Origin of the sequence: Endozoicomonas sp. ALB091 (assembly GCF_049310265.1) — a bacterium.
Classification (GTDB): Bacteria; Pseudomonadota; Gammaproteobacteria; order Pseudomonadales; family Endozoicomonadaceae; genus Endozoicomonas.
Genome location: NZ_JBLYNQ010000008.1, coordinates 1,165,285 through 1,187,960 on the forward strand (window position 1 = coordinate 1,165,285; position 22,676 = coordinate 1,187,960).

Annotated in this window: 16 protein-coding genes; 5 read left to right on the forward strand and 11 right to left on the reverse strand. The window is 48.8% G+C overall.

Annotated elements, in window-relative coordinates; translation table 11 throughout:
• Positions 1-18 precede the first annotated feature (18 nt).
• The 9 genes from ACO6UX_RS21435 to ACO6UX_RS21475 form a co-directional block, all read right to left on the reverse strand.
• Positions 19-2,001 carry a biotin carboxylase N-terminal domain-containing protein gene (locus ACO6UX_RS21435; protein ID WP_422450328.1) on the reverse strand — a complete coding sequence of 661 codons (1,983 nt, stop codon included), beginning with the start codon at positions 1,999-2,001 and terminating at the stop codon, positions 19-21.
• Positions 1,994-2,848, reverse strand: coding sequence for an enoyl-CoA hydratase-related protein (locus ACO6UX_RS21440; RefSeq protein ID WP_422450329.1), 855 nt, complete (start codon positions 2,846-2,848; stop codon positions 1,994-1,996). Before ACO6UX_RS21440 ends, ACO6UX_RS21435 begins: the two co-directional genes overlap by 8 nt.
• 13 nt (positions 2,849-2,861) lie before the next feature.
• Positions 2,862-4,469 (reverse strand): carboxyl transferase domain-containing protein, encoded by a 1,608-nt coding sequence (locus tag ACO6UX_RS21445; protein WP_422450330.1) that lies wholly within the window; start codon positions 4,467-4,469, stop codon positions 2,862-2,864.
• A gap of 16 nt (positions 4,470-4,485) precedes the next feature.
• Positions 4,486-5,655: an isovaleryl-CoA dehydrogenase gene (locus ACO6UX_RS21450; protein ID WP_422450331.1), complete on the reverse strand. Its 1,170-nt coding sequence runs from the start codon at positions 5,653-5,655 to the stop codon at positions 4,486-4,488.
• A 52-nt stretch (positions 5,656-5,707) separates the two neighbouring features.
• Positions 5,708-6,091, reverse strand: a complete 384-nt coding sequence (locus ACO6UX_RS21455; protein WP_422450564.1) for a MerR family transcriptional regulator — start codon at positions 6,089-6,091, stop codon at positions 5,708-5,710.
• Between the two features lie 131 nt (positions 6,092-6,222).
• Positions 6,223-7,170 carry a hypothetical protein gene (locus tag ACO6UX_RS21460; protein WP_422450332.1) on the reverse strand — a complete coding sequence of 316 codons (948 nt, stop codon included), beginning with the start codon at positions 7,168-7,170 and terminating at the stop codon, positions 6,223-6,225.
• 195 nt (positions 7,171-7,365) lie between these two features.
• Positions 7,366-8,121, reverse strand: coding sequence for a thiopurine S-methyltransferase (locus tag ACO6UX_RS21465; RefSeq protein ID WP_422450333.1), 756 nt, complete (start codon positions 8,119-8,121; stop codon positions 7,366-7,368).
• Between the two features lie 383 nt (positions 8,122-8,504).
• Complete coding sequence (locus ACO6UX_RS21470) at positions 8,505-9,425, reverse strand: hypothetical protein (protein ID WP_422450334.1); 921 nt, start codon at positions 9,423-9,425, stop codon at positions 8,505-8,507.
• Between the two features lie 335 nt (positions 9,426-9,760).
• A complete protein-coding gene (locus ACO6UX_RS21475) occupies positions 9,761-10,783 on the reverse strand; it encodes a CobW family GTP-binding protein (RefSeq protein WP_422450335.1) in 1,023 nt (340 codons plus the stop codon).
• A 66-nt stretch (positions 10,784-10,849) separates the two neighbouring features.
• Here ACO6UX_RS21475 and ACO6UX_RS21480 point away from each other — a divergent pair, with 66 nt between their 5' ends.
• Positions 10,850-12,064, forward strand: a complete 1,215-nt coding sequence (locus ACO6UX_RS21480) for a hypothetical protein (RefSeq protein WP_422450336.1) — start codon at positions 10,850-10,852, stop codon at positions 12,062-12,064.
• A gap of 47 nt (positions 12,065-12,111) precedes the next feature.
• Here ACO6UX_RS21480 and ACO6UX_RS21485 read toward each other — a convergent pair whose 3' ends face one another.
• Positions 12,112-12,735 (reverse strand): hypothetical protein, encoded by a 624-nt coding sequence (locus ACO6UX_RS21485; RefSeq protein ID WP_422450337.1) that lies wholly within the window; start codon positions 12,733-12,735, stop codon positions 12,112-12,114.
• 489 nt (positions 12,736-13,224) lie between these two features.
• Here ACO6UX_RS21485 and ACO6UX_RS21490 point away from each other — a divergent pair, with 489 nt between their 5' ends.
• The 4 genes from ACO6UX_RS21490 (at position 13,225) to ACO6UX_RS21505 (ending at position 21,447) form a co-directional block, all read left to right on the forward strand.
• A complete protein-coding gene (locus ACO6UX_RS21490; RefSeq protein ID WP_422450338.1) occupies positions 13,225-15,930 on the forward strand; it encodes an SEL1-like repeat protein in 2,706 nt (901 codons plus the stop codon).
• Between the two features lie 181 nt (positions 15,931-16,111).
• Positions 16,112-17,173, forward strand: a complete 1,062-nt coding sequence (locus ACO6UX_RS21495) for an LDL receptor domain-containing protein (RefSeq protein ID WP_422450339.1) — start codon at positions 16,112-16,114, stop codon at positions 17,171-17,173.
• 187 nt (positions 17,174-17,360) lie between these two features.
• The gene (locus ACO6UX_RS21500) at positions 17,361-19,976 is read left to right on the forward strand and encodes a hypothetical protein (protein ID WP_422450340.1); all 2,616 of its coding nucleotides are present in this window, start codon (positions 17,361-17,363) and stop codon (positions 19,974-19,976) included.
• Positions 19,977-20,319: 343 nt separating this feature from the next.
• Complete coding sequence (locus ACO6UX_RS21505; RefSeq protein WP_422450341.1) at positions 20,320-21,447, forward strand: low-density lipoprotein receptor class A repeat-containing protein; 1,128 nt, start codon at positions 20,320-20,322, stop codon at positions 21,445-21,447.
• A 137-nt stretch (positions 21,448-21,584) separates the two neighbouring features.
• Here the strand turns inward: ACO6UX_RS21505 and ACO6UX_RS21510 are convergent, their stop codons facing one another.
• Positions 21,585-22,496: an HAD-IIA family hydrolase gene (locus tag ACO6UX_RS21510; protein WP_422450342.1), complete on the reverse strand. Its 912-nt coding sequence runs from the start codon at positions 22,494-22,496 to the stop codon at positions 21,585-21,587.
• Between the last annotated feature and the right edge of the window lie 180 nt (positions 22,497-22,676).

Genomic DNA, 22,676 nt, shown 5'->3' on the forward strand with positions numbered 1-22,676 from the left:
TACTCCGTGTTGTTGTTTTTATGGTTTTTCGATGAACGTCAGTAATGGTGAACCTGCCCCAACCTGGTCTCCGGCCTGATAAAGTATCCGCTCAACGGTTCCGGACTCTTTGGCAGTGATGCAGTGCTCCATCTTCATGGCTTCCAGCATCAGCAGCGGGGTTCCCTGCGCCACAGACTGGCCCTCATTGACCATCACGCAGGTGATGGAGCCACTCATCGGAGCAAGAGGTACATTATCCTGATGGTCTTCCTGTTCCATGGGATGGCCGGGGAGTGCAACTTCATAGCTGATTTTTGGAAGAATGACTTTCAATAATTCCCCGGGCTGGTGAACTATACGGCAAATGATTGGCTGTAATTTCTCTGCGTCTGTGGTGTCAAAACGGAGGCTCACGGATGCGCCGCAGGTTTCGTGGTTAACGTTGGCGGTTATCGTCAGTGATTTATCTCCGATACGGAGTAGATAACGGTTGGACTGTTTATCGATCCTGACCAGCCAGCGCTGTTCATCCAGATAAAGCTGAACCAGGGATTCTGTGCTGAAAGTGGAGCCAAATGAGGTTGGCAGTAACTCATCCGGTCTGGCGAGGTTGCCACATTCAAACTGATAAATAGCCGCAACCGCTAACAGCTGCTCTCTTTGCTCCGGGGATAAAGCGGGAAAAGGGTGATGATCAATAAAGTCAGTACTGAGTTTGGCATCAATAAATGCCGGCGTTGCCAGCAGATGCGCCAGGAAGTCCCGGTTATCGCAGATCCCTGCCTGATAATACTGGGCCAGCGCCGTCTGAAGCTGCGCTATTGCAGCTTGTCGGCTGGGGCCTCTGGCAATGATTTTTGCCATCATGGGGTCGTACCAGGCGGTGATGCTGTCACCGGCCTGAATACCGGTATCAATACGCAGGTTGCCATGGGTCTCTGGCCATTCCAGGGCCAGAATGCGTCCGGAGGTGGGTAGAAAATCCAGCCTTGGGTTTTCTGCATACAACCGGGCTTCAATGGCATGGCCATGGCCGTGTAATGATGTCTGATCCAATGGCAGAGGCTGGCCGGAGGCCACGGTTAACTGCCACTCAACCAGGTCCAGATCGGTGACCATTTCCGTTACCGGATGCTCTACCTGGAGGCGGGTATTCATCTCCATAAAGTAGAATTGATCACCATCAAGCAGAAACTCCACGGTACCCGCCCCTTGATAGCCGATGGCTTTTCCGGCGGCGACGGCGGCATTGCCCATGGCTTCGCGCAGTCCGGGAGTCAGGCCGGGGGCGGGGGCTTCTTCAATCACTTTTTGATGTCGGCGCTGCAAAGAGCAGTCCCGGTCAAAAAGGAACACACCATTTCCCTGTTGGTCAAAGAAAATCTGAACTTCTACATGCCGCGCTTTTGTGACAAAACGTTCAAGTAGCAGTTGGTCATTGCCGAAAGCTTTTTCTGCTTCACGCCTTGCCGACTCCAGCTGCTGCTCCAGGTGCTCTGAATGTTCAACAACACGCATCCCTTTACCGCCGCCACCAAAAGCAGCCTTGATCAGCAGGGGGTAACCAATGTGTCCAGCTTCAGCCATCAGCTGCTGGTTACTCTGGTGCTCGCCGTGGTAACCGGGAACCAGAGGGACTCCGGCCTCTGCCATGATTTTCTTGGCTTCACTTTTTGAGCCCATGGCATCAATGGCCGAAGCTGGAGGGCCTACGAAGATAATGCCTTTTTGCTGGCAGGCCAGGGCAAAGTCGGCATTTTCCGACAGGAAGCCATAACCGGGGTGAATGGCATCCGCCTTTTCCTGTTCTGCTATGGACAATATTTTCTCAATATCCAGGTAACTCTCAAGAGCAGGGCTTGGGCCAGCATAGACTGCTTTAGTGGCCATGGTCGTATGGAGAGCCCGATGGTCGGCATCGGAATAGAGGGCAATGGTTTCCATACCCATGGCATTGGCTGTTTTTATAATACGACAGGCGATTTCCCCACGGTTGGCAATCAGCAGGCGCTTAATCATGGTGTTGCTCCTCTGCTGATGGCTTTTCATTGGCTGATGGCTTTTTACTGGCTAATGGCTCTCCCCAGCCCGGAGCACGCTTTTCCAGAAAAGCGCTCAATCCCTCCTGACCTTCCGGTGAAATACGAATACTGGCAATCCGTTCGCAGGTCAGATTAATGAGGTCTTCATCAATCAGCCGATGATTGACGTCATCAATTAATCGTTTCGCTTCAGCCATGGCAACCGGGGCGTTTTGAATGATTTGGTCACAAAGTGCTTCGACTGTCGATGATAAATCCTGCTCTTTACACCGTTCATGAATCAGGTTCAGGCGCAGAGCCTGTTTGGCTGAGATGGTTTCTGCACTGAGAAAATAGCGTCGTGCCTGGCGTGTTCCCATGGCTCGAACAACATAGGGACTGATGATCGCAGGAATAAGCCCAAGCTTGACTTCGCTCAGGCAGAACTTTGCTGATCGACCGGCGATGGCGATATCGCAGACGGTGATCAGCCCCAGGGCACCACCAAATGCTGCACCCTGGACCACCGCTATAGTAGGGGCAGGGAACCGGTCCAGCCGTTGAATCAGGCTGGCCAGTTGTCGTGCATCCTGATGATTTTCTTCTTTGCTCAGTGCTTTCGACTGTTTCATCCAGTTGAGGTCAGCACCGGTACAGAAATGTTTACCGTTGGCTTTGAGTATCAGCAGGCGGGTGGGCGTCTGCTCAATCTGATCAAAAGCCTGGTGCATTTCAGCAATCAGCTCTTTATTCAGGGCGTTGCCGGTTTCAGGTCGGTTGAGACAGAGCGTAGCGATCTGACGGGTTTGGTCACTGATATCAAGGGTCAGGTTTTTATAGTTCATTGTGATGTGCACCTTACATCCTGAATATGCCAAAGCGGGTGTCTTCAATGGGGGCATTCATTGCCGCAGAAAGACCCAGTCCAAGGACGGTACGGGTATCCGCCGGATCAATCACCCCGTCATCCCAGAGTCGTGCACTGGCGTAGTAAGGGTTGCCCTGGTGATTGTAGTTCTCAAGAATGGGCTGACGAATGGCCCGGGCTTCCTTTTCACTTAATGCCTGACCCTGTTTTTCCATGGCATCACGTTTGACCTGGACCAGGACATTGGCGGCCTGTTCTGCGCCCATCACCGAAATACGGGCATTGGGCCAACTCCAGAGAAACCGGGGGTCGTAGGCTCTGCCACACATGCCATAATTGCCTGCACCAAAGCTGCCGCCGATTATCACCGTGAATTTGGGGACTCTGGCACAGGCAACGGCGTTGACCATTTTCGCGCCATGGCGGGCAATACCTCCGGACTCCGCCTGGGATCCCACCATATAACCGGTGGTATTCTGGAGAAATACCAGTGGCATTTTGCGCTGACAGCACAGTTCGATAAAGTGCGCACCTTTCTGGGCGGATTCGGAAAAGAGTATGCCGTTGTTGGCAACAATCCCCACCGGATGCCCATGGATTCGGGCAAAGCCACACACCAGCGTTTCCCCAAACAGCGCCTTGAACTCATCAAAATCGGAGCCATCAACAATACGGGCGATGACTTCCCTGACGTCATAGGGTTGTCTCAGGTCGGAAGGGACAACCCCATAGAGCTCTTCGATGTCATACAGTGGTTCAGTACCTGGCCGGAGATCGTAATAACTTTTCTTTACCCGATTCAGGCGGGACACCGATTGTCGAATCAGGCGGATGGCATGGGCATCATCATTGGCGTAATGGTCGGCCACGCCGGATTGACGACAATGAACGTCTGCACCGCCGAGTGCCTCAGCGCTAATCTCTTCACCGGTGGCGGCTTTCACCAGGGGAGGGCCAGCAAGGAAAATGGTGCCCTGACCGCGGACAATAATGCTTTCATCTGCCATGGCAGGAACATAAGCGCCGCCGGCCGTGCAGGAACCCATCACCGCAGCAATTTGTGGAATCCCCCTGGCCGACATATTGGCCTGATTAAAGAAAATCCGGCCAAAGTGTTCCCGGTCAGGAAACACTTCATCCTGTCTGGGCAGATTGGCACCACCGGAATCCACCAGGTAGATACAGGGCAGGTGATTCTGCTCGGCGATGGCCTGGGCTCTTAAATGCTTTTTAACAGTGAGTGGAAAGTAGCTGCCGCCTTTGACGGTGGCATCGTTAGCGACAATCATGCACTCACGGCCTGAAACCTGGCCAATACCGGCCACCACGCCGGCACAGGGTACTGCTTCGCTGTAGACCTTGTCGGCCGCAAAAAGTCCGACTTCCATAAATGGGGAGCCAGGGTCCAGCAACAGGGCGATTCTATCTCTGGGCAGCAGTTTGCCTTTGCTGATGTGTTTTTGGCGGGCCTTTTCAGGGCCTCCCTGTTTCAGGTGATCAGACTTCTGCTGCAGTTCATCAACCAGTGCCTGCATTTGACGACGGTTGTCATTAAATTCTGCGCTGTCTATGGCTATTGTTGTGGTAAGTGCCACCATGACAATCCCCCTCCGTTTAATGTCCGGTTTCCTGAAACAGCTCCCGGCCGATCAGCATACGACGGATTTCCGATGTGCCGGCACCGATCTCGTACAGTTTGGCATCCCTTAACAGGCGTCCGGTGGGGTAGTCATTGATATAGCCATTGCCACCGAGTATCTGGATGGCATCCAGTGCCAGTGCTGTTGCTGTTTCGGCACAGTAGAGAATAACGCCAGCCGCATCCTTGCGGGTTGTTTCGCCACGGTCACAGGCACCAGCGACAGCATAGAGGTAAGCTTTGCAGGCATTCATCCGGGTGTACATATCGGCAACCTTGCCCTGAATCAGCTGAAACTCACCGATGGACTGGCCAAACTGTTTACGGTCATGAATGTAAGGCAGAACCACATCCAGGCAGGCCTGCATGATGCCGGTGGGGCCTCCTGAAAGCACCACCCGCTCGTAGTCCAGTCCGCTCATCAGCACTTCAACACCGCCATTGAGGTTGCCCAGCACGTTTCGGGCAGGCACTTCACAGTCCTCAAACACCAGTTCGCAGGTGTTTGAACCCCGCATGCCCAGTTTGTCCAGTTTCTGGGCCCTGGAGAATCCGGGGAAGTCCCTTTCAACAATAAAGGCGGTAATGCCACGGGATCTTTTTTCCGGTTCCGTTTTGGCATAGATCACGCAGGTGGAGGCATCAGGGCCATTAGTGATCCACATTTTGTTACCGTTCAGGATAAAGCGGTCGCCTTTCTTTTCGGCCCTGAGCTTCATACTGACGACATCGGAACCGGCTTCCGGTTCACTCATGGCCAGTGCGCCAATGGCCTGGCCACTGATCAAGTCAGGCAGATATTGTTCTTTTTGCGCATCGTTACCCATCCGGAAAATCTGGTTGACACAGAGGTTGGAGTGGGCACCATAGCTAAGCCCTACGGCAGCAGAAGCCCTGCTGATCTCTTCCATGGCGATAACATGGGCAAGATACCCCATGGCTGAGCCGCCATACGGTTCAGATACGGTGATACCCAGCAAGCCCATATCCCCCATTTTCTGCCAGAGATCCATGGGGAACTGGTTGGTCTGGTCGATCTCCATGGCCCTTGGCGCAATCTCTTTTGCCGCAAACTGTCTGACCTGCTCCCTGAGCATGTCGTTGGTTTCTCCAAGGTTGAAATTCAGCTCTGCGTATTGGCTCATTTGGGCTTCCTCACTTTTTATTGTTATTGCTGTGGGAGTTTTATCTAACGGTTTACTGTTCGCTTTCCTTCAGGGCTTTAACACAGCGCTTTCTGGCTTCGATAAGTTCATCCTGCATTATGTGAATGTCCTGCAGCTGTTGCTCAAGGCGCATACTGGACGTATCAATGGCATCCAGCATTGCCAGGAGCTGCTTTTTATTTCGGGACGTCGGGTCATACAGCGCAATCAAATCTCTGGATTCAGCCAGGCTTAAGCCAAGACGCTTGCCCCGGACAATAAGCTTAAGATGAACGCGGTCCTTCTTGCTATATACGCGCTGCAGACCATTACGCTTTGGGCTGAGTAGCCCCTGATCTTCATAAAAGCGTATCGCCCTGGGAGTGAGGTCAAACTCCCTGGCGAGTTCTGAAATAGTGAACGTGCTCTCGGACATGGTTCTGTGCTCGTTATTGGCAGCGTGTTGAAGACGCTTCTTTCTAATCACGACTTGAGTATAGCTTCCCCTTACGTAAACGTAAATCTGTCTGCCGAACCCACTGACTTTTCCGGTTTGGTAGCTGTTTTTTAGCTTCGATTGCTTACCACTCTGGGTGAGGAGAGTTTCATCAGGAATGTTAATGTTCCTTCAGTCAGGGGGGCTGAAGGCGGGGGAAGAGAGGGAAGTGATGATAATTCTGCTTTTTTTGCATTCGCTGCCAGCTCTCCTTTTTCCCTCGCTACTTTTTCACTAAAGCCTTTTTTTAAGGCTGCTCTATAGGCGTTTGATCTTGCATTACATATGGCTTTTATTTTCATACCTTTAGCAGTTTGGGTGTATCTGGCTACTCTTCTGGAATTATTGACTCTGCCTTTTTGGGATTTGGCGTATCTGGCCCTGCTAGCCCTGCGTTTATCGGATGTGGCATATTTGGCTTTACTTTTTGCCTGCTTTGGCATATCTCTTGCCAAAGTGCAGTCATCTTTGGGCGAAACAAGCAGAGGTTCACCAGAACCGGATGGTTCAGTTAATTTCAACCAGCCAGTTTCTTTACACGCTTGCTGTTGTGTAGCTGTATTCAATGGACCAATTACAGCCACTGGACGCGATGATGACTGAGCAAAACTGACTGATGCATTTTGTGAGGGTGATTGCTGAGCTATTCGTTGAGAGCTTCTTGGGGTTAAATCCGTTTTTGTAAAATCATCAGCGGCTTTCCTGGTTACATCACAAGGTGCAATGGCATCAAGAGCTGCCTGTACATAGATTCCAGGAAACGGTGGTTTGTTTTCAGTGGGTGGTGAATAAGAAATAGAAAAATCGTTAAGGGAACGTGTAGTAGGAGTCGGCATGTTCTGGTTGGTTATGTGCTTATTTATATATCTGACATGGGGTGAATTGACTATCTGTACATAACAGCCAGCCATACCTTGATGTGTGCTGATAGCATAAGGGTTTGCTAAAGGTGTTCCTGACCAATCCTGAAAACACGGATAAACAAAACCGAAATTTGGGCCAGCGTTGGAAGTGTTCATTGAATTCTAGAAATATTGAATTTCTGCTTGAGACTGTCCCTTCTTTAAAAAGTTCCTGCTTACAGCCCAATCAATCACAAAAGACGTGTGGATGGCAGATAAAAAAGTAGAGGTTAGACGACAGAAAAAAACCACCCGGTGATATCAGGCAGGAGAAGGGATTGGCATTGCTGGCTCGGAATAAGTAGTTAGAAACTACTTCCGGTCAAGTTTGAAAACATGCTCTGTAATTACCTGCAAACCCTGGGCCTGTTTTCGAGGTGAAGGTTTGGTGTCCCGTGTCTCAATCAGATCGATCTCGAAGTGGTCACCGTAGAGTGCTTTTACCCGATTGGGTGGGATACTGAATGGTGGCGCTGCTGCGGCAGTATCATCATATTCGACCGTGATCAGCAGGATTTGCTCAATATCCGGTGCGATACGCAGGAGTTGTTCTATATAAGCTTCCTGCTTGCCGGGAGGGAGTGCAACCAGGGCTGCCCGGTCATAAACAAATCTGGCCGGAATACTCTCTGCTGTCAGGGTAAAAAAATCCCCCCGGACCAGGGCTAATCGTTCGCTGGACCAGTACTCATGTTCACCTGCTGCCTGCCTTGTGTAATTGAGGTTTTGCTCGGAAAAAAAGGCTTCTACAGCCACCACGCTCAACTCGGAGCCAATAACAAAGTGTCCCTGTTTATGGAGCTCAACCATATCAAGGCTCTTGCCACACAACGGAACGAACACCATATCCTTTGGTACTGCACGTATTTTGGGCCAGTGTTTAACCAGCATAGGGTTGGCCTGATCAAGATGGAAGCCAATGTTATTGTTCTCCCAATGAGACTGCCAGTTAATCTCGTCCATTGCTATTGATATCCCGTTACCATGGTCGGACACTGAATTGGATGCTTTGCAATTATTAACCATACCGGCTGCCAGTAGGAAGATAAATAGCTGAGTGTAGTTCATGATCAGCCTTACTCTCTGAAGTGGTGCATACAAGGTAGCAGAATGCTACTGGTTGTGATTGAAGGGACGCATTGAGCAGGAAAATCCACGATGGGAAATTCCCTGGCAAAAAAACTGAAATCCAGGGGCAGGGTTGTTACGCTGTTCGATACCGGCCGCCGCCCCCATTAATAAGTAGTTAACCATATGAAATCATATATTTCTGACTCCTTGTTCAGGCACTCTGCTTCGTTACAACTCCGGTCACATAGCTACGGCTATGCTCCCTCCGTTGTGCCTCGCATAGCACCTGCCCAAGTAGCCAGAAATATATGATTCCATATGGCCAGCTACTTACCTGGCCTGTGAATAGGGTGTGCAACAGCCCGTTTTGAGCAGGTGACTCAATTATTGATCACTTGTTGACAAAACTTATCCAATAAATCGGGATTTAAAACAATTTTTAATTTTTCACGTGTATCAGTAAGGCTGACTGTTGGGAGTGGGTTAAGCCAATCGTGTAACAAGGCGGAATTGGATTTACTCATATTTGTTACAAATGTTTTCAGATCATCATCTGCTAAATTATCAATCAAAATTTTCCAGTCAGGTGCAATAATGAGGTCAGGGCTATCTAAATCGAAACTCTGTCTACTGACATTGAAAAAATATTGGAACTGGAATGAATCACCGCTTTTCAGAATTCCAAAGGCAATCCGCGTATCTTGCCAGTCAGAAGTATCCGAATCACCATTATAAAATGAGTAAACTGTTTCTACTTCTGGCTCAGTGTCTGGCTTCAGTAAATGCTCCTTCAAATCTAAATCTGATGTTATCGGGACGCCCTTAATAACAATATCTTTTAAATCTACGTATTCATTGCAGCTTATATTGTCCTCGTCCTTTGCCTCTTGGGGTTTCAGTAATAACATCAGTGAATTTTTATATTTTATCAATTCGGAAAATTCTGTAAGAGTATGGTTTTTTTTCAATAAGTCGGTAATTTCATTAATAAACTCAACGGGGAATTTTCCATTTTTTTCAACAACTTTGCCAGTGTTTGCAATCAATGCAGGGGTAGCCTTCAGGTGGCTGACGGCTTCATCAGATGAAAAAGTATCAACGTTTTCAAATCTGAAGGTGTAATTATCCTGATCAGCTTCAGTTGAAACTCCACCTACTTGAGACAAATGAGTGTCAGCCGGGGTTGGGGATATATCTACACAAAAGGGGCCAAAATCGACTTGCCCGCTTTCAGTATCTTGAGAGTGTGCACTGAAACCATTGCCAGAATCAGGGCGGAGGTTTATTTTATCGAAATTCATCACAATTATCCTGAGAATTTATTATCAATATGAAAATATGTTGTTGATTTAGTTTCATTTGGTTAACTACTTATCACTTAAATTGACAAGATGTCGGGTAGGAAAGTTCAAATTCTGGGTCTAATAAATGTTAGACATAAGATAAAGAGTAATTTTTTGGCAGGCAGGAGAAGGAAAAGCTTTTCTTGCAGAAGTGGTAGAGGGTAACCAGCTTTATCGGGATATTCTTTTTTCCCGGTTGGAGCCCCGATGCATGGATGGAGTTTTCAGATGACGGCTCTTTTCAGGAGAAAGTTCTTACTGAAATAACAGCACAATTTACTGAAAAAACCGGCTTATGCTGCCGGTTGGAAAATAATGGTTTCCTGTAGCCTGGTTTCAAAGTCATCCCAGTCCATAGGTGCGCTGCTGATGATTTCCAGGCGGCTATCTGACGTTTCTTCAATCTCTATCACACTGACAATGCCATCCTGCATATTAAAACCTTTCACCCCCTGGTCTGTTTTTGCCACCGCTTTTAGACGCTGGGCAGTTTGTGCATGAATCAGTGAAAACAGCCGGTCAAATGAAAACGAAGTGCTTTCAGAAAACAGCCAGCCACAGCTGAAATGATGCTGGCCTGTGTTTTCCTTGCGGAGAAAAAGCTGGCCTTCAGGTAGCTTGAGAACCATGGCTTCCGTGGTCTGGAGCTGATCAGGACTTTTCTGATGTGCATGGTGGGCTTTGGGGTTAACCGCCACACGATCACGGTGAGGAAGATCCAGCCACTCTACGGAAAGTGCCCCCTGCTTTACCCAGGCCGTTTCAGGTTTTGGCAACGGTAGCTGGTCTGCAAACTGCTCAAAACGCCTACGGTCAGTTTCGCAGGATAAGTCAGTTTTGTTGGCTACCAGAACATCGGCCAGATGAATCTGATCCCGAAAATTGTCATTCTCAAGGTATCGGGTATCTTCAAGGTTGCGCGGATCCACAAGGCAGATACTGGCTTCCAGGCTCAGAATCTCACGGTAATACTCTCCTTGCAGTGTGTTAATAATTTCCTGGGGATGGCCCAACCCGGTGGGCTCAATCAGCAGCCGGTCCGGTTTGCTGCGGGCGATCAGCATATTAAGGCCAATCTGCATGGGGAGCCCGGCCACGCAGCACATACAGCCACCGGGCACTTCTCGCACGAATACATCATTACGTGCCGAAGAGCCCTGTAACAGGGCACCATCAATACCGACTTCGCCAAACTCATTGACCAGCACAGCCCAGGTTTCGTTTTCGGGCTTCTGCCTGAGTAAGTGCAGAATGGCGGTGGTTTTACCGGAGCCCAGGAAACCGGTGATCAAATTGGCAGGAATTTTTTTCTGCATTGTATTAACAGCCTTGCAATTTTCTGGAACTGGAACTTGAAATAGTATCGTGAATTATAAATGTAAGTGAATAAATTGGTGGTGATGTCTGCACGTTGGCTTTTTGCACTTATTGTATTACTCCAGCCTTTCATTTTTACAGGAAGTGCTATCTTGGTTGCTCAGAAGCTTATTGATCAGCCTGGCGTTTCTGATCATGGGTTCCTGAAAACCAAAACAGGGCTTCTAACAATGATTAACACCGGTGTGAAATCTGGAAGTTGTTGTCTAAGGCATCGCTCACCATGCTTGAATGGTGAGTGGAAGGACACTGGAGGGGCTTTCGGACGGACAATAAGATTAAAGACAGATGCAGAAGCACATATTGCTAAAGAGAAAGAGATCGAGGTGCAAAGTGATATAGAAACAGAGCTTTTTTCAAAGAAAATCATCTATAGAACCTTTGACAGACTAAATGGACAAAGAATAAAACCCGCTTTTCGAGACAAACTGGATGAATTTAAAAAAGATCTTCATGTTTTTGATGATAATCTGGCCGATCTTGTGGGGAGTAAGCTCCGGCCCTTCCGAATTACGATGATACCAAGCGAAGATAATGGTAAAAAATACAAAGAGGCGATGAAGGCTGCTGTTGATGCTGTTATTGCTGATATTCGAGGCACCTATGAAGAGTGGGTCGTTGAAGGCCTCGAAACGATATCCTCCGATATTGATGAGTTAGATTCTTATTTCTTTTCACTCATGCTGCAACGAATAGATGAGGGGTGGCAGAACCTGCCAGATGAGGATAGTTTTTTTGTCAATCCTGAGCTGATTGCCAAGTATCCGGAAAAATATCAGATACAGCGTATGGGAATGCAAGTAAGCCAATGGTTGTTTGGCGTAGGGATCGTTGCTGCAAGCTCATACACCCCTGGGGCTAGAGGGGTTATGCAGATGGATAAAGGAGATACCAGCAGCCTTTTTGGTTGGCTGATAAGTACAGCAATGAACCGGTACAATATCAGTCAGGATGAAGCTATTGCAAGAATTCTATCTCAGCCGGAATTCGTCACGTCGTTAAATGATGGTCATGAGCCTAAATTCGACGGATCGATTCTGGGAAATTTTGAAGGAGGTGGAAAAGTCCTTTATATGTCAGCAATAGCATTAGCAAATCGGTTTCATCTTAGTGAATATGCGGGTATGGCAACGGCCATGTTTTTAGCAAGAGTTAAAAGAGCTGTTTGCTCCCTGCCTGAATGTTTTTCTCAGGTTTTTTATCGTCATGTTGGTCGATAAAATAATTCGTCAGTTTATTCAAGGTTCGAGACCTGAAACCGGGACGTTCACATCGCATACAATTCATTAATAAAGTTTTTTGTGAACAAACCTGCCGCAATGCATTGGCGAATAAATGGTGTCAGTGGTTTTAAAGATTGGCTAAATAGCTGTGAAAGTTCCAGAAAATTCTGGCTCTCCCGAACTGGGGCAAGACCAAATTGTTCCCTTAGATAAGGTAGACTTTGACAGGCTGTAAATGTGTCATCGAAGCTTATTTGAGCGTGAAGTGCACATATAACTTTATTTACATTCTCCTGTGATTTTGGGTAGTAGCAGTCTTTCCCCGACCAGGAGGGTTCATAATGTTTCTCTTGCCATTGGTCCCATAGCCAGTCATCGGGTTTATTAGGGTTTCTTGCAGCGGTACTGACCTGCAGACGGTTCGGTTCAGGCAGTTGAAAACGTTTTATAAGATGATCAATCAGTGGACTGACAATCTGGTCTGCTTGACATTTATTCTGCTCAGCGGCTTGTAAAACAAGAGTAACAACATTCTGTTTAACGGTTGTTAATGACTTATTAAATGTCGCACTTTCCTCTGCCATTCCTGCCATGGCAGCATGGCCAGTGGGAGGGTCAGTCGATTGCATGGTATAAACAGTTTTATTATCTCCTATTGGATCAAGCATAAAAAAACCTTTTTGTTGAGACGTAGATAAGTAGCTAACCATATGAAATCATATATTTCTGACTCCTTGTTCAGGCACTCTGCTTCGTTACAACTCCGGTCACATAGCTACGGCTATGCTCCCTCCGTTGTGCCTCACATAGCACCTGCCCAAGTAGCCAGAAATATATGATTCCATATGGCCAGCTACTTATTGCTGTTCATGGGGGCTGAATAACTTAATCACTCTGCACAGACAAAGAACTTATGCTGTCAACGTTTAGTCTGTTTAATCCGCCAATAGTTCCCTTCGTAACCAAATGAAATATACGACTGCAGTGATGCATCCACTCTGTTGCGACGGCAACATCTTCAATTGCGGAGGCGTTTTTTTTTATTTACAGAACGATCTTTTCTTTATCCTGTCTACATGATTGTTAATCCAGTTAGCTTTCTTATTTTCAGATGAGCAGCTTTTTATACTCCAGGCTGTTTTGTACGGGACCGAACTGTGCAGAGACTGAGTTATAACCAACTCGTGGACAGGGCGCTTATCGACCGGGGCGATACAGTAAGCGCGACTGCCGAAGCGCATTTTTTTGCGGGCAGGAAAGTCAGCGTTGATCATGATGTCGTTCGGTCAATGTGCCTGGCAAACCAACACTGGTCGTTTAATGATCAGGCCAAAACACTGCTGGACGTTGCTGTTAACAGCAACTTCTCTCCAGCACTTGATGATAAAACCGGAATAAGAAGGTTTAACCTGTGGTTCTGGGGTGATTGTTGTCCGTTAGAAGATATAAAACCACCCTACATCTGTACCTGCAGGAAAGTGCATCAACTCTATCCAAGGCAGAAGGTGGGCGGTACCCTGATTGAAAACGAGCGCAGGGTTGTTAAAGTCGGCCCGACGGATACGCCCGCCAGCCTCAACCCCGGGGCGCTGCTGGCACTGGGCGCATGCCACCTGATTGAGTCAGAAAGGTTGCTGAAAATGCATGAGCAGCACCTGGAAAAGGCACCGGCTGATACCTCATCATCACTGCTGGAAAAGGCCAGCAGCAAACGCAAGAAGGCTTATAGGCATTGGGCGGCTGCCAGCATACTGGATGCCGGGCAAACCCGGAACCAGTTAAGATCCTGGTTGATACAGTACGCTTTAAACAACGGCGCAATCAGCCAGGCCAGTGATGTAGAGAAAATAAAACAGTTTCGCTCTGGTCAGCAGGAACGGCTGTCGGATCAATGGTTCAAACTACTCATCGACAGTGGTCTGTATCCCAACACCGAACCTTTGGCATCTCCCTTTGCCATAGCGCAACGGCTGGCTGACATAGCCCGTCAATCCACAGTAATCAATAATCTTTACCCTTACTCAGCCTGTGATTCGCCGGTTTTGCTGTTTTCCAGATATGAATTTCTGCTTTGGCACCTGCGTGATAAACCCGGTTATCTTCCTGAGCCAGACGATGAACACGGACTGCTATACAAGGCATTACATACTGCTATTGCTTATGACTACGCCCGCACGACTCATCAGTTAACAGCAATAAACCTGGGTGTGTCAGACGATGCATTTGCCGACCAGCAAAGCTCTACCCCAGCCAGTAAAGCCGCCAGTATCGTTACCCAGAGAGCCGATGTTGCATGGTTTAAGGATGTGGAAATGACCACTCAAACCGCTCAGGCAGTGTTTGTCAGAAACGAAAAAGAGGGCCAGGCTGCTTCCTCTGCTACCTGGGTTAAGGGCGAGACACCGTTTCCAAAACCGTTTCCGGAACCTGAGGACCTGGTGACGGCATTCGCTTATATTTTCAACGTCATGACCTACCCCAAACCTAATGACAAAACCCGCATTTACAACATGCCCCGGCATCGCCAGAAAGTGATGGAGGCTTTTCAACTGCTGAAACAGGCCGTGGGCAGCGAACCGCCCTTACCGGATAGTCTCCATGGTTACGCCTGTTTTCTAATGGGCTGGCTCCATGAGCAGCAATTAATTAACCATCCATCACCGGAGAAGGCGGCGACATGGTATGAACAAGCCGCCAGCCGGGGAAAATTCATTCCATTAAATCTTCGGGCCGGTGACCTGTTTGCAGAAATCGGCGACTACTGCAATGCCTGTCGATGTTATGAGCAGATGGATCAGCAACTGCAAACGCTGGTGGATCCCCCCGACGAGGACCCGGCAACGGAGGACTGCGGTTATCTCAGCCCGTCATTTCAGGATTATTTGCGGTCAAAAATTGAATATGTCCGAATCAAGGCAAAAGATACGCGCTACCTGCGTCGCCTGACACCAGAGGATATTCAGCAATACATCAACGGAGAGAAAGATAACCGTCACGGAACACGTCAGCGGAAAAATTCCCCGACCGAGCACCAGGGGCGTGAACCTGCCAGCAATCAACCGCAGTGCCCGGCAAGGCACCTTCAGCCAGCGGATGGCAGTGCGCTGTTTCAGGATAAGGGCGTGGATAATGATACCTGCAATGCCGACTGCAACATCGCTGCACCTGCAGCCGATCAAGCCCCGGGCAGCCCCGGTGCCCCAACGAAGCAACCACTGGTTCAGCAGGACAGGGCCCAACCACCGCTCCTGAAAGACGCTGACCCTGTTGCCAATAAAGAGCGCAGGGCAGACCTGCCCGGTTTTGTCAGGAATCGACTGACAAGTCAATGGGATCGTTCGGTACACAGCCTGTTACAGCAGTTTTTCAACCGGAAAAAACAATTGATTCACACCCATGAAGAGCAGATCGCCTGGCTCAGCCCAAAGCTGGACAAAATCCGCAGAAAGCACGGCAGCGAAGTCTTGATGGAACACCTGGCATGGGAACATATTAATGCAGCAGAGCAGCCATTGTTTGAGGATGTTGGGCATGGGCAAAAAAATGCTTGCAACTCGTGCGCTGCGCATCTGAACCAGGCTCGCGATCTGCTGTTGCAGAGCATCATCCGAAAAACAGGTATTCAATACCAGCAGCTACCGGATCCGGAAAACTTTGAGGTGGATGTATTGAGCATTGCTGAACGGGTCACCCCGAGCCTGACCCCCATTGAAATCACCGAATGGCTATTCGGTATTGTCTGTCAGGCCAGAAGTCTCGGGCATGTTTTCAGTACGTTCAAGCTGCTGTACCCCGGAAGTGAGCATATCGCCTCCCTCAACCGTGGCTGGTTCTCATTAAAGCGCCTCTACCGGACACCCTGAGGCTCCGGGTTATATTGATGGTGAAAGCGACCTGAACTTAACCGTTATCAGATAGTCAGAAGAGCAGTCAGCTATCCACTCTGTCCAGGCCCTCACACCCATGCAACCGATCCCCCGCCAGCGTCCAACATCTTCGTCCAACACGCATACCGCTGCCCGAGAAGCTGTCCGTAGCAGTTACATGAGCAGAAGCGTCTCGACGGTACCGGCCAGCCCAGTGGTATACCCGGGTAACAAGACCCGGGGATGCACCCTGTCTGATTACCGGATCTGCCAGTTCACTCAAGGTGCCATTCAGCTCGGCAATAGCCTGATACGCAATCTGGCAGGTTTTGCCTTTCAGCAAATAATGGATTCACCGGAGATTGGTCTCGTCTGTCCGGGGTTAAAAGAGAGCCTGGTGGTGCTGTCTGCATTACCTGCGCTGGTCACGGCTAATCAGGGATGTCTCGATAGAGAAGTGCCGTGCAGCAACGATGAATGCATCCAGAAAAATCGGGTGTGTGACGGCACATTCGATTGCTTTGATAAGTCAGACGAAGGGGCACATTGCTCCGAAAGGCTGAGCCAATGCTATGAGAATATTCAGGATAACTTTATTTGCAACAATGCCATACAGTGTATTCCTATCAATTTGACCTGTGACTCACTGTACGATTGCGCGGATGCTTCTGATGAAGCCGTGGCTTTGTGTGACTCTGTACCCCCGCACCCCGTGCGGCCAATGCCCTTTTTTTTCGCGATGTTTGGAGGGCTGTGCTGTGCTTTGTTAGTGAGCAAATACTGTAGAGCTGTTTATCTGAGCGTTAAGGCTTTGCGGACCACCAATCCTGAAGCTTCAACCTGTCGTCTTTTACAAATGGCCTCAGTAAAGCCGTTTTATTACCGATTTCCTCACCAGCCTGTTACGATTGATACACGCCAGGATGATATTACGCCACCAGCCCCAGAGCGCCCTGCACAACGGCCGGAAGCACAGCGGGCGGTCCACCCGCAGGCAATGCATTTGCCCACCTCCAACCAGCAGGCAACTGAATTGCTTACCTACCAGCAGGCAATTGAGCTGCCTACCTACCAGCAGGCAATTGAGTCATCTACCTACCAGCAGGGAGCTGAGCTACCTACCTACCAGCAGGCAATTGAGTTATCTACCTGCCAGCAGGCAACTGAGTTACCTACCTACCGGCAGGCAACCCGGAGGCTCCCAACTTATGCAGAGGCCATTGCCGAGACTTTGGTTTGAACGACGGGAAAACCATGCCATACCAATGTGGGCAGGCTTGGGAAAGGCAGTAAACCGTAGCGTATGGAATGCAATATATTTCTCTGACGTTTTTGCAACTTTAAACCAGTGACATGAACTCCAGTTGATTTCAGCCGATGAGGAAATACAGGAATCAAAAGTTGATCAAAAATCACAGGATATAAACATGCCACCAGGGATTGAAGGCCAAAGACCGGTTGGGGGTAATACCTCAAGCAGTGAAGGTGGTGCAGTAGAGCCGACGGAAGAAAACAGCAACGCCACATACCGGGGGGCACGGGTTTCCAGGGTGAGTGAAGTCGCTAAAAAGAGTCAGGTATCTCAAGATGAGTTGAGTGAAAAAAATGACACGCTGATTGAACATAGAGAGATCAAAAAACAAGACAGCAGCACTGGCGCGTCAGGTCCTTATAGTTCTGCCAGAATGCGCAGACGGGCAAAGCAACGTGAGGCAGAAGAGGGTATGAAAAAATACCTCTCTGCTGCGGATAGCCAACATCAAGACAGGAAGATAAGCGAAGAACTCAACGAGGCTGCTGAGGATTCGGGTATCAGTGAGGATGAAAGTATTGATAGCCTGCCTCTCTCTCCCAAAGCCAGCAATCGGGAGCGCGAGTACGATAGCGGTATTGAGGATGACGCAAGCTCGTTGAGTGGTCGGGCCATTCAAGCGATAGAGCCTGGTCCCATAGCCGAAACCGGGGCGCATGCTCCAGATCTGCAACAAGAGCACCCACTACCGGCACGACCTGAAAGTACCAGCCCCCTGAAAAAGGTATCTAAAAAAAAGAAGCGGCAAAGGCAAAAAACGGGCATTGATAAAGGCAGTTCCAATCAACGGGTGAACTCTGACCCCGGTGTGCAAACCTCCAGGCTGCCAAATCATGATGCGTTGCTTGCTGGCTGTCAGCGCCAGGCTAAATCAGTAGAAAAACTTGATGAAAATAAAGGCAAAAGGGAAAGTGAGCATTTAGAAGAGCTTGGCAGGCTTGAGGCGGTGTATGCTGAAAATACCCATAATGATGACCGTGGAATTGAACATTATCTGTTGAGTGGCAAGGCTGCCATGGGGATTTCAAGGGGAAAAAAGAGACTGCAACAGGAACTGAAACAAAAATCCCGAAAAGAAGGCGTGGAGTCGGTAAAGCTGGGAGCGGGTAAGATTATTCAGGAAATGGTAGACCGGGCTATTTACCGGAAAAGACCGCTTCACCCGGTACGACGAAAGCAAAAAACACCGGAAACGGAACCTGTAAAAGATATTGTAATGGATCCTGTCATGGCAAAGGTTGAAGGAGATTTCAACGGTACTGATGAACTGGTGAAAAGCCTTGAGTCTGAATTGTCGTTATCCACCGCCAGCCAATATGCTGCCGCAAAAAAATTGTTTGTGGAAGAACTGGATAGGGCTCAGTGGGCAAAGGAGGCAATGGAGGAAACCCATTCTTTACAGAAGCAGATCCAGACATTAAAGGCCACTTTGTTTGAGGAACTGAGTATTCTGGGACATAACGGCAGTGAGCCAATGGTTGATCCATACATTAACGACAGTGCCTATGTGTCTGCCCTTGAAGCAGCCGTTGAAACAATAGGTATGGGGCCTTCTGCAGCACGGGAGCATCTGGAAAAACATCTGGAAAAAGCGGGTTATCAGGAAGATCGGGATTCTTCAGAATACCTGGAGCATCTGGACAAGCTGGATGATATGGAGCATCTCAGTGACAGGGAGTATCTGCAAACGCTGAAATACCTGAAAGATCCACAATTTGTGTACGGTTTCCGTAAAGAATTAAGGGTTGAATGGCTGGCAAAACATCTCTCACAAACATTTCGACGTTATTCCAATGCAACGATAAGGCACCCGGACTTCAGAACAAATATGAAGGGCTTGCTGGATACGCTCAATGCCCGGGAGCAGAATGTTGGTAACAAGCTTAAAGATGCGGCAGAGCATTATGAACAGCGCTGTAAGCATTTAAAGGAAAACAGAGAGCATTTAGATAAAGTGATGAAAGCTTACGAGGAAAATGGTAGCGATGGTGTTGATATACTCAAGCACAGAAAAGTGTTAACCAGGGCCAAAGCGCTCAAAGAATTGATGAAGCCGGTACATGATCAGATCAGGCTGGTCACCAGCTATGAAGACCCGGAGATGCAATGTGCCTATCTGCTGAAGCAGTGTAATGACCTGGATAAGCAACATGCCTCTGTTCAGAAATCGATTCAGGAATGCCAGAAAAAGCTTGATAAAGCTGAAAGTAAAAATAAAGGCAAAAGTAAAAGCAAACCTCTCGATGATGTTCAGAATAAAATGAATGACCTGAAAAGAGAGTCTGCTGACATTGTCAGGCAATCTGATGAACGAAAACAGGAGTATATGGATTTTAATAAAGCGTTAAACAGTTATTATAAAATTCAATTCGATATGGATATTAAGCTGGTTAACCAATATTCAGATCCCAAAAGGCAGTGTGCCGATATGAAGGTGCAATATACCGCTAAGGATAAGCAGTATGCCTCTGTTCAAAAATCCATTAAAAAGTGCCAGGGGAAGCTTGATAAAGCCACAAACAAAGGCGGTGATCTGGAGGGTATTCAGAATGAGATGGATAATCTTGAGCGTCAGTCTGCTGAACTTGAAACCGAGTCTGCTGATTTGAAAAGCAAGCATGCAGCACTTAGTCAAGCGTTAAAAAGATTGGATACCATTCAAATGGGTTTGAATAATGAAGATTCATTGGATTTGAACAAAGAGGAACAATTGGGCATGGATGGTGAATAATCACTCACTAACCGCTGCCCGCAAAAGCACAAGTGGTTCTGGCTTTTCGGGCAGCGGGTAGTGTCGTCTGTAGAAATGTAGAAGTAACCTGGAGTTGCGGTGACATGATCACCATGAGGTGCGCTGATCCGCGTTGCCGACAAGCAGTTCAAACTGACACCCATTGGCCGTACTGACCCTATTTTCCTGCATTTTTGCCATCCAGCCTGCACCGGTCAGGAACAGCAGGGTATCAATACCTCCCGGGATCTATCCATTGCATCCATAATGATGTGAACTTAACTGTGATCTGATGGTCATTGATAAGCACTGAGTATTCCTCCCCAAGCAGGTCCTTACACCCATGCTACCGATTTCCTGCCAGCTTCCATTATCCCCGTCTACACCACAGACCATTGCCCGTGGTACTGTTTGTTGCAGTCGCAGTCGCAGTCGCAAGAGTAGAACCGCTGATGGCAGAACCATCTCGAAGGTACCTGCCAGTCCATTGGTATATCCGGGCAACAAGACCCTGATATCTACCCTGTCCGATTACCGGGTCTGCCAGCTTGCTAAAGGTGCCATGCAGGTCGGCAACAGCCTGATGCGCAGTGTGGCGGGTTTTGCTTTTCAGCAAGTAATGGAGTCACCGGAGATTGGTCTCGTCTGTCCGGGATTAAAAGAGAGCCTGGTGGTTCTGTTGGCATTGCCGACACTGGTCTCGGGTTATCCTCAGAAGAAATGTGAAGATGGAAAAGTGTGGTGCGATTCTACTGAGGCTTGTCATCGTGGTAAGAGGTGTGACGGCATCGAAGATTGTAATCCCCCATATGATGAAGTTGATTGTATCAAGTTAAGCCAATGTGAAGTGAAGGATGACTTTCTTTGCCCAAGCCGTATGAAATGTGTCCCCTCTAATAAGATGTGTGACTCAGTTGACGATTGCGGCGATTTGTCGGATGAATACTACTGGAGGTGTGGGGATAAGTACACCCCGCAGGCAACTGAAACCTCACCACCCACTGTGCTGACACCTGAAAGCAGCACTGGGGACACATCGTTACCAGCGTACGATAGATACTTGCACGCGTCTCCCTTATTTGTGGTGCTTGGTATATGCTGCGCATCCGCAGCTACTTTTTACTGTATTTCCGTTTATCGAAGCGTTAAGGCGTTGCGGTCTACCAACCCTGAAGCCTCAACCCGTCAGCTTATACAAATGGCCATAAGACAGCTGCATAATTTCAGGCATCAACACCAGCCTGTTCCGATTGATGCCCACGAGGATGCCATGGTGCCACCAGCCAGCCCGGGGCATCCTGGCCAATCGTCGGAAGCTCAGCAGGCCTCCTGCCAGCAGGCAACGGAGTTACCTACGCAGGCAAACCGGTTGCCTACCTATCAGCAGGCAACCGGGTTACCTGCCTACCAGCAGATAATCCGGGAGGCCCCCCCAACCTATGAAGAGGCCATCGCCGAGACCAGGGGCTGACCGGTGGGGGAAAACCATGCCATACAAAGTGGGGAGTCCGGGGGAAGTCTGCAAAGCAGCTTTTGATCTGTCTTTTGCGGCAATCTCGGGACCGTGTGAACGAGATGTTTGTGTATGCATAACAGATCTTGGCTGCACTATAGTCTGGGTGCTACATAGTGAGGACTTATTCCCGTGCTGGCAATCACTTCCATAATATCCTCATTCTGGTATACCCCGCACTGCAGCAGCAATGTTTTGAATCCCATGGCATTGCCTCCCAGAATATCGGTATAAAGGGTATCCCCGACCATCAGGACTCTGGATGGATCGGTAATCTGATGTTGCTTGATAGCCATTGAAAAAATGGCAGGATCGGGCTTGCCGAACAGCACAGGTTTAGCCTTTTGAATGGTTTGCTCCACCAGGTCAGCGATAAAGTAACCCGGTGTTGCGGTGACATGATCACCATGGGGTGCGCCGATGTCCGGGTTGCCGACCAGCAGTTCAAACTGACGCCCATTGGCCGTAGTGACCATGTTTTCCTGCATTTTTGCCGTCCAGCCTGCACCGGTCAGAAACAGCAGGGTAGCAATATTTTCCGGAATCTCGCCATTACAGCCATTCAGCCGGACCATGCCTTCCAGCAGGTGGTTGGAAGGGTGTTCCAATGGTGAAATGACGCCAATACGGTTACGGTTCGTGAGCCCTTGCAGGTACTGTTCAGTGATATCAAGACTGGTCAGTACTTCATCTGCGGTGAAATCAAACCCCCGGGATTGATACTTTTCTGCGGCAACGGATCGGTTGATCAGGGTGTCGTTGGAAACAACGCAGAATGGGATATTGTTTGCCCTTAGCTGCTGAATGGCCTCAGCGGCACCAGCAATAGGCGTGCTGCCCCGGCAGAGGACACCGTAGGAGTCCAGCAGGATCAGGTCAAATTGCGCCATGATATCTGCCAGTCCATCAATAAACACCGGGGCAGACTGCGGGTTGGCAATGGCTGGATACCAGTCAGGATGACGGGCATATATCTCGTTCAAAGAGTCGGGAGAAAGAACAATCATGGAGCGTTGCCTGATGCTGAAAATGAACGTCACTCAATGCATCTGATTATATCAGATGTCCGACAGGTAAATATCTATAAAGCATTTCATACGTTAGCCCCGGACAAGCAGGATATTTTTTTTGTGCTAATTTGAAATTTTCTTTCTTTAGCCCTTGAGGTGTTTGGTTGTGAGGCTGAA

Bases quoted from the DNA above. Each gene is read 5' to 3' on its own strand.
- ACO6UX_RS21435 (WP_422450328.1), bottom strand. From the start codon at position 2,001: ATGATTAAGCGCCTGCTGATTGCCAACCGTGGGGAAATCGCCTGTCGT.
- ACO6UX_RS21440 (WP_422450329.1), bottom strand. From the start codon at position 2,848: ATGAACTATAAAAACCTGACCCTTGATATCAGTGACCAAACCCGTCAG.
- ACO6UX_RS21445 (WP_422450330.1), bottom strand. From the start codon at position 4,469: ATGGTGGCACTTACCACAACAATAGCCATAGACAGCGCAGAATTTAAT.
- ACO6UX_RS21450 (WP_422450331.1), bottom strand. From the start codon at position 5,655: ATGAGCCAATACGCAGAGCTGAATTTCAACCTTGGAGAAACCAACGAC.
- ACO6UX_RS21455 (WP_422450564.1), bottom strand. From the start codon at position 6,091: ATGTCCGAGAGCACGTTCACTATTTCAGAACTCGCCAGGGAGTTTGAC.
- ACO6UX_RS21460 (WP_422450332.1), bottom strand. From the start codon at position 7,170: ATGAACACTTCCAACGCTGGCCCAAATTTCGGTTTTGTTTATCCGTGT.
- ACO6UX_RS21465 (WP_422450333.1), bottom strand. From the start codon at position 8,121: ATGAACTACACTCAGCTATTTATCTTCCTACTGGCAGCCGGTATGGTT.
- ACO6UX_RS21470 (WP_422450334.1), bottom strand. From the start codon at position 9,425: ATGAATTTCGATAAAATAAACCTCCGCCCTGATTCTGGCAATGGTTTC.
- ACO6UX_RS21475 (WP_422450335.1), bottom strand. From the start codon at position 10,783: ATGCAGAAAAAAATTCCTGCCAATTTGATCACCGGTTTCCTGGGCTCC.
- ACO6UX_RS21485 (WP_422450337.1), bottom strand. From the start codon at position 12,735: ATGCTTGATCCAATAGGAGATAATAAAACTGTTTATACCATGCAATCG.
- ACO6UX_RS21495 (WP_422450339.1), top strand. From the start codon at position 16,112: ATGAGCAGAAGCGTCTCGACGGTACCGGCCAGCCCAGTGGTATACCCG.
- ACO6UX_RS21500 (WP_422450340.1), top strand. From the start codon at position 17,361: ATGCCACCAGGGATTGAAGGCCAAAGACCGGTTGGGGGTAATACCTCA.
- ACO6UX_RS21505 (WP_422450341.1), top strand. From the start codon at position 20,320: ATGCTACCGATTTCCTGCCAGCTTCCATTATCCCCGTCTACACCACAG.
- ACO6UX_RS21510 (WP_422450342.1), bottom strand. From the start codon at position 22,496: ATGATTGTTCTTTCTCCCGACTCTTTGAACGAGATATATGCCCGTCAT.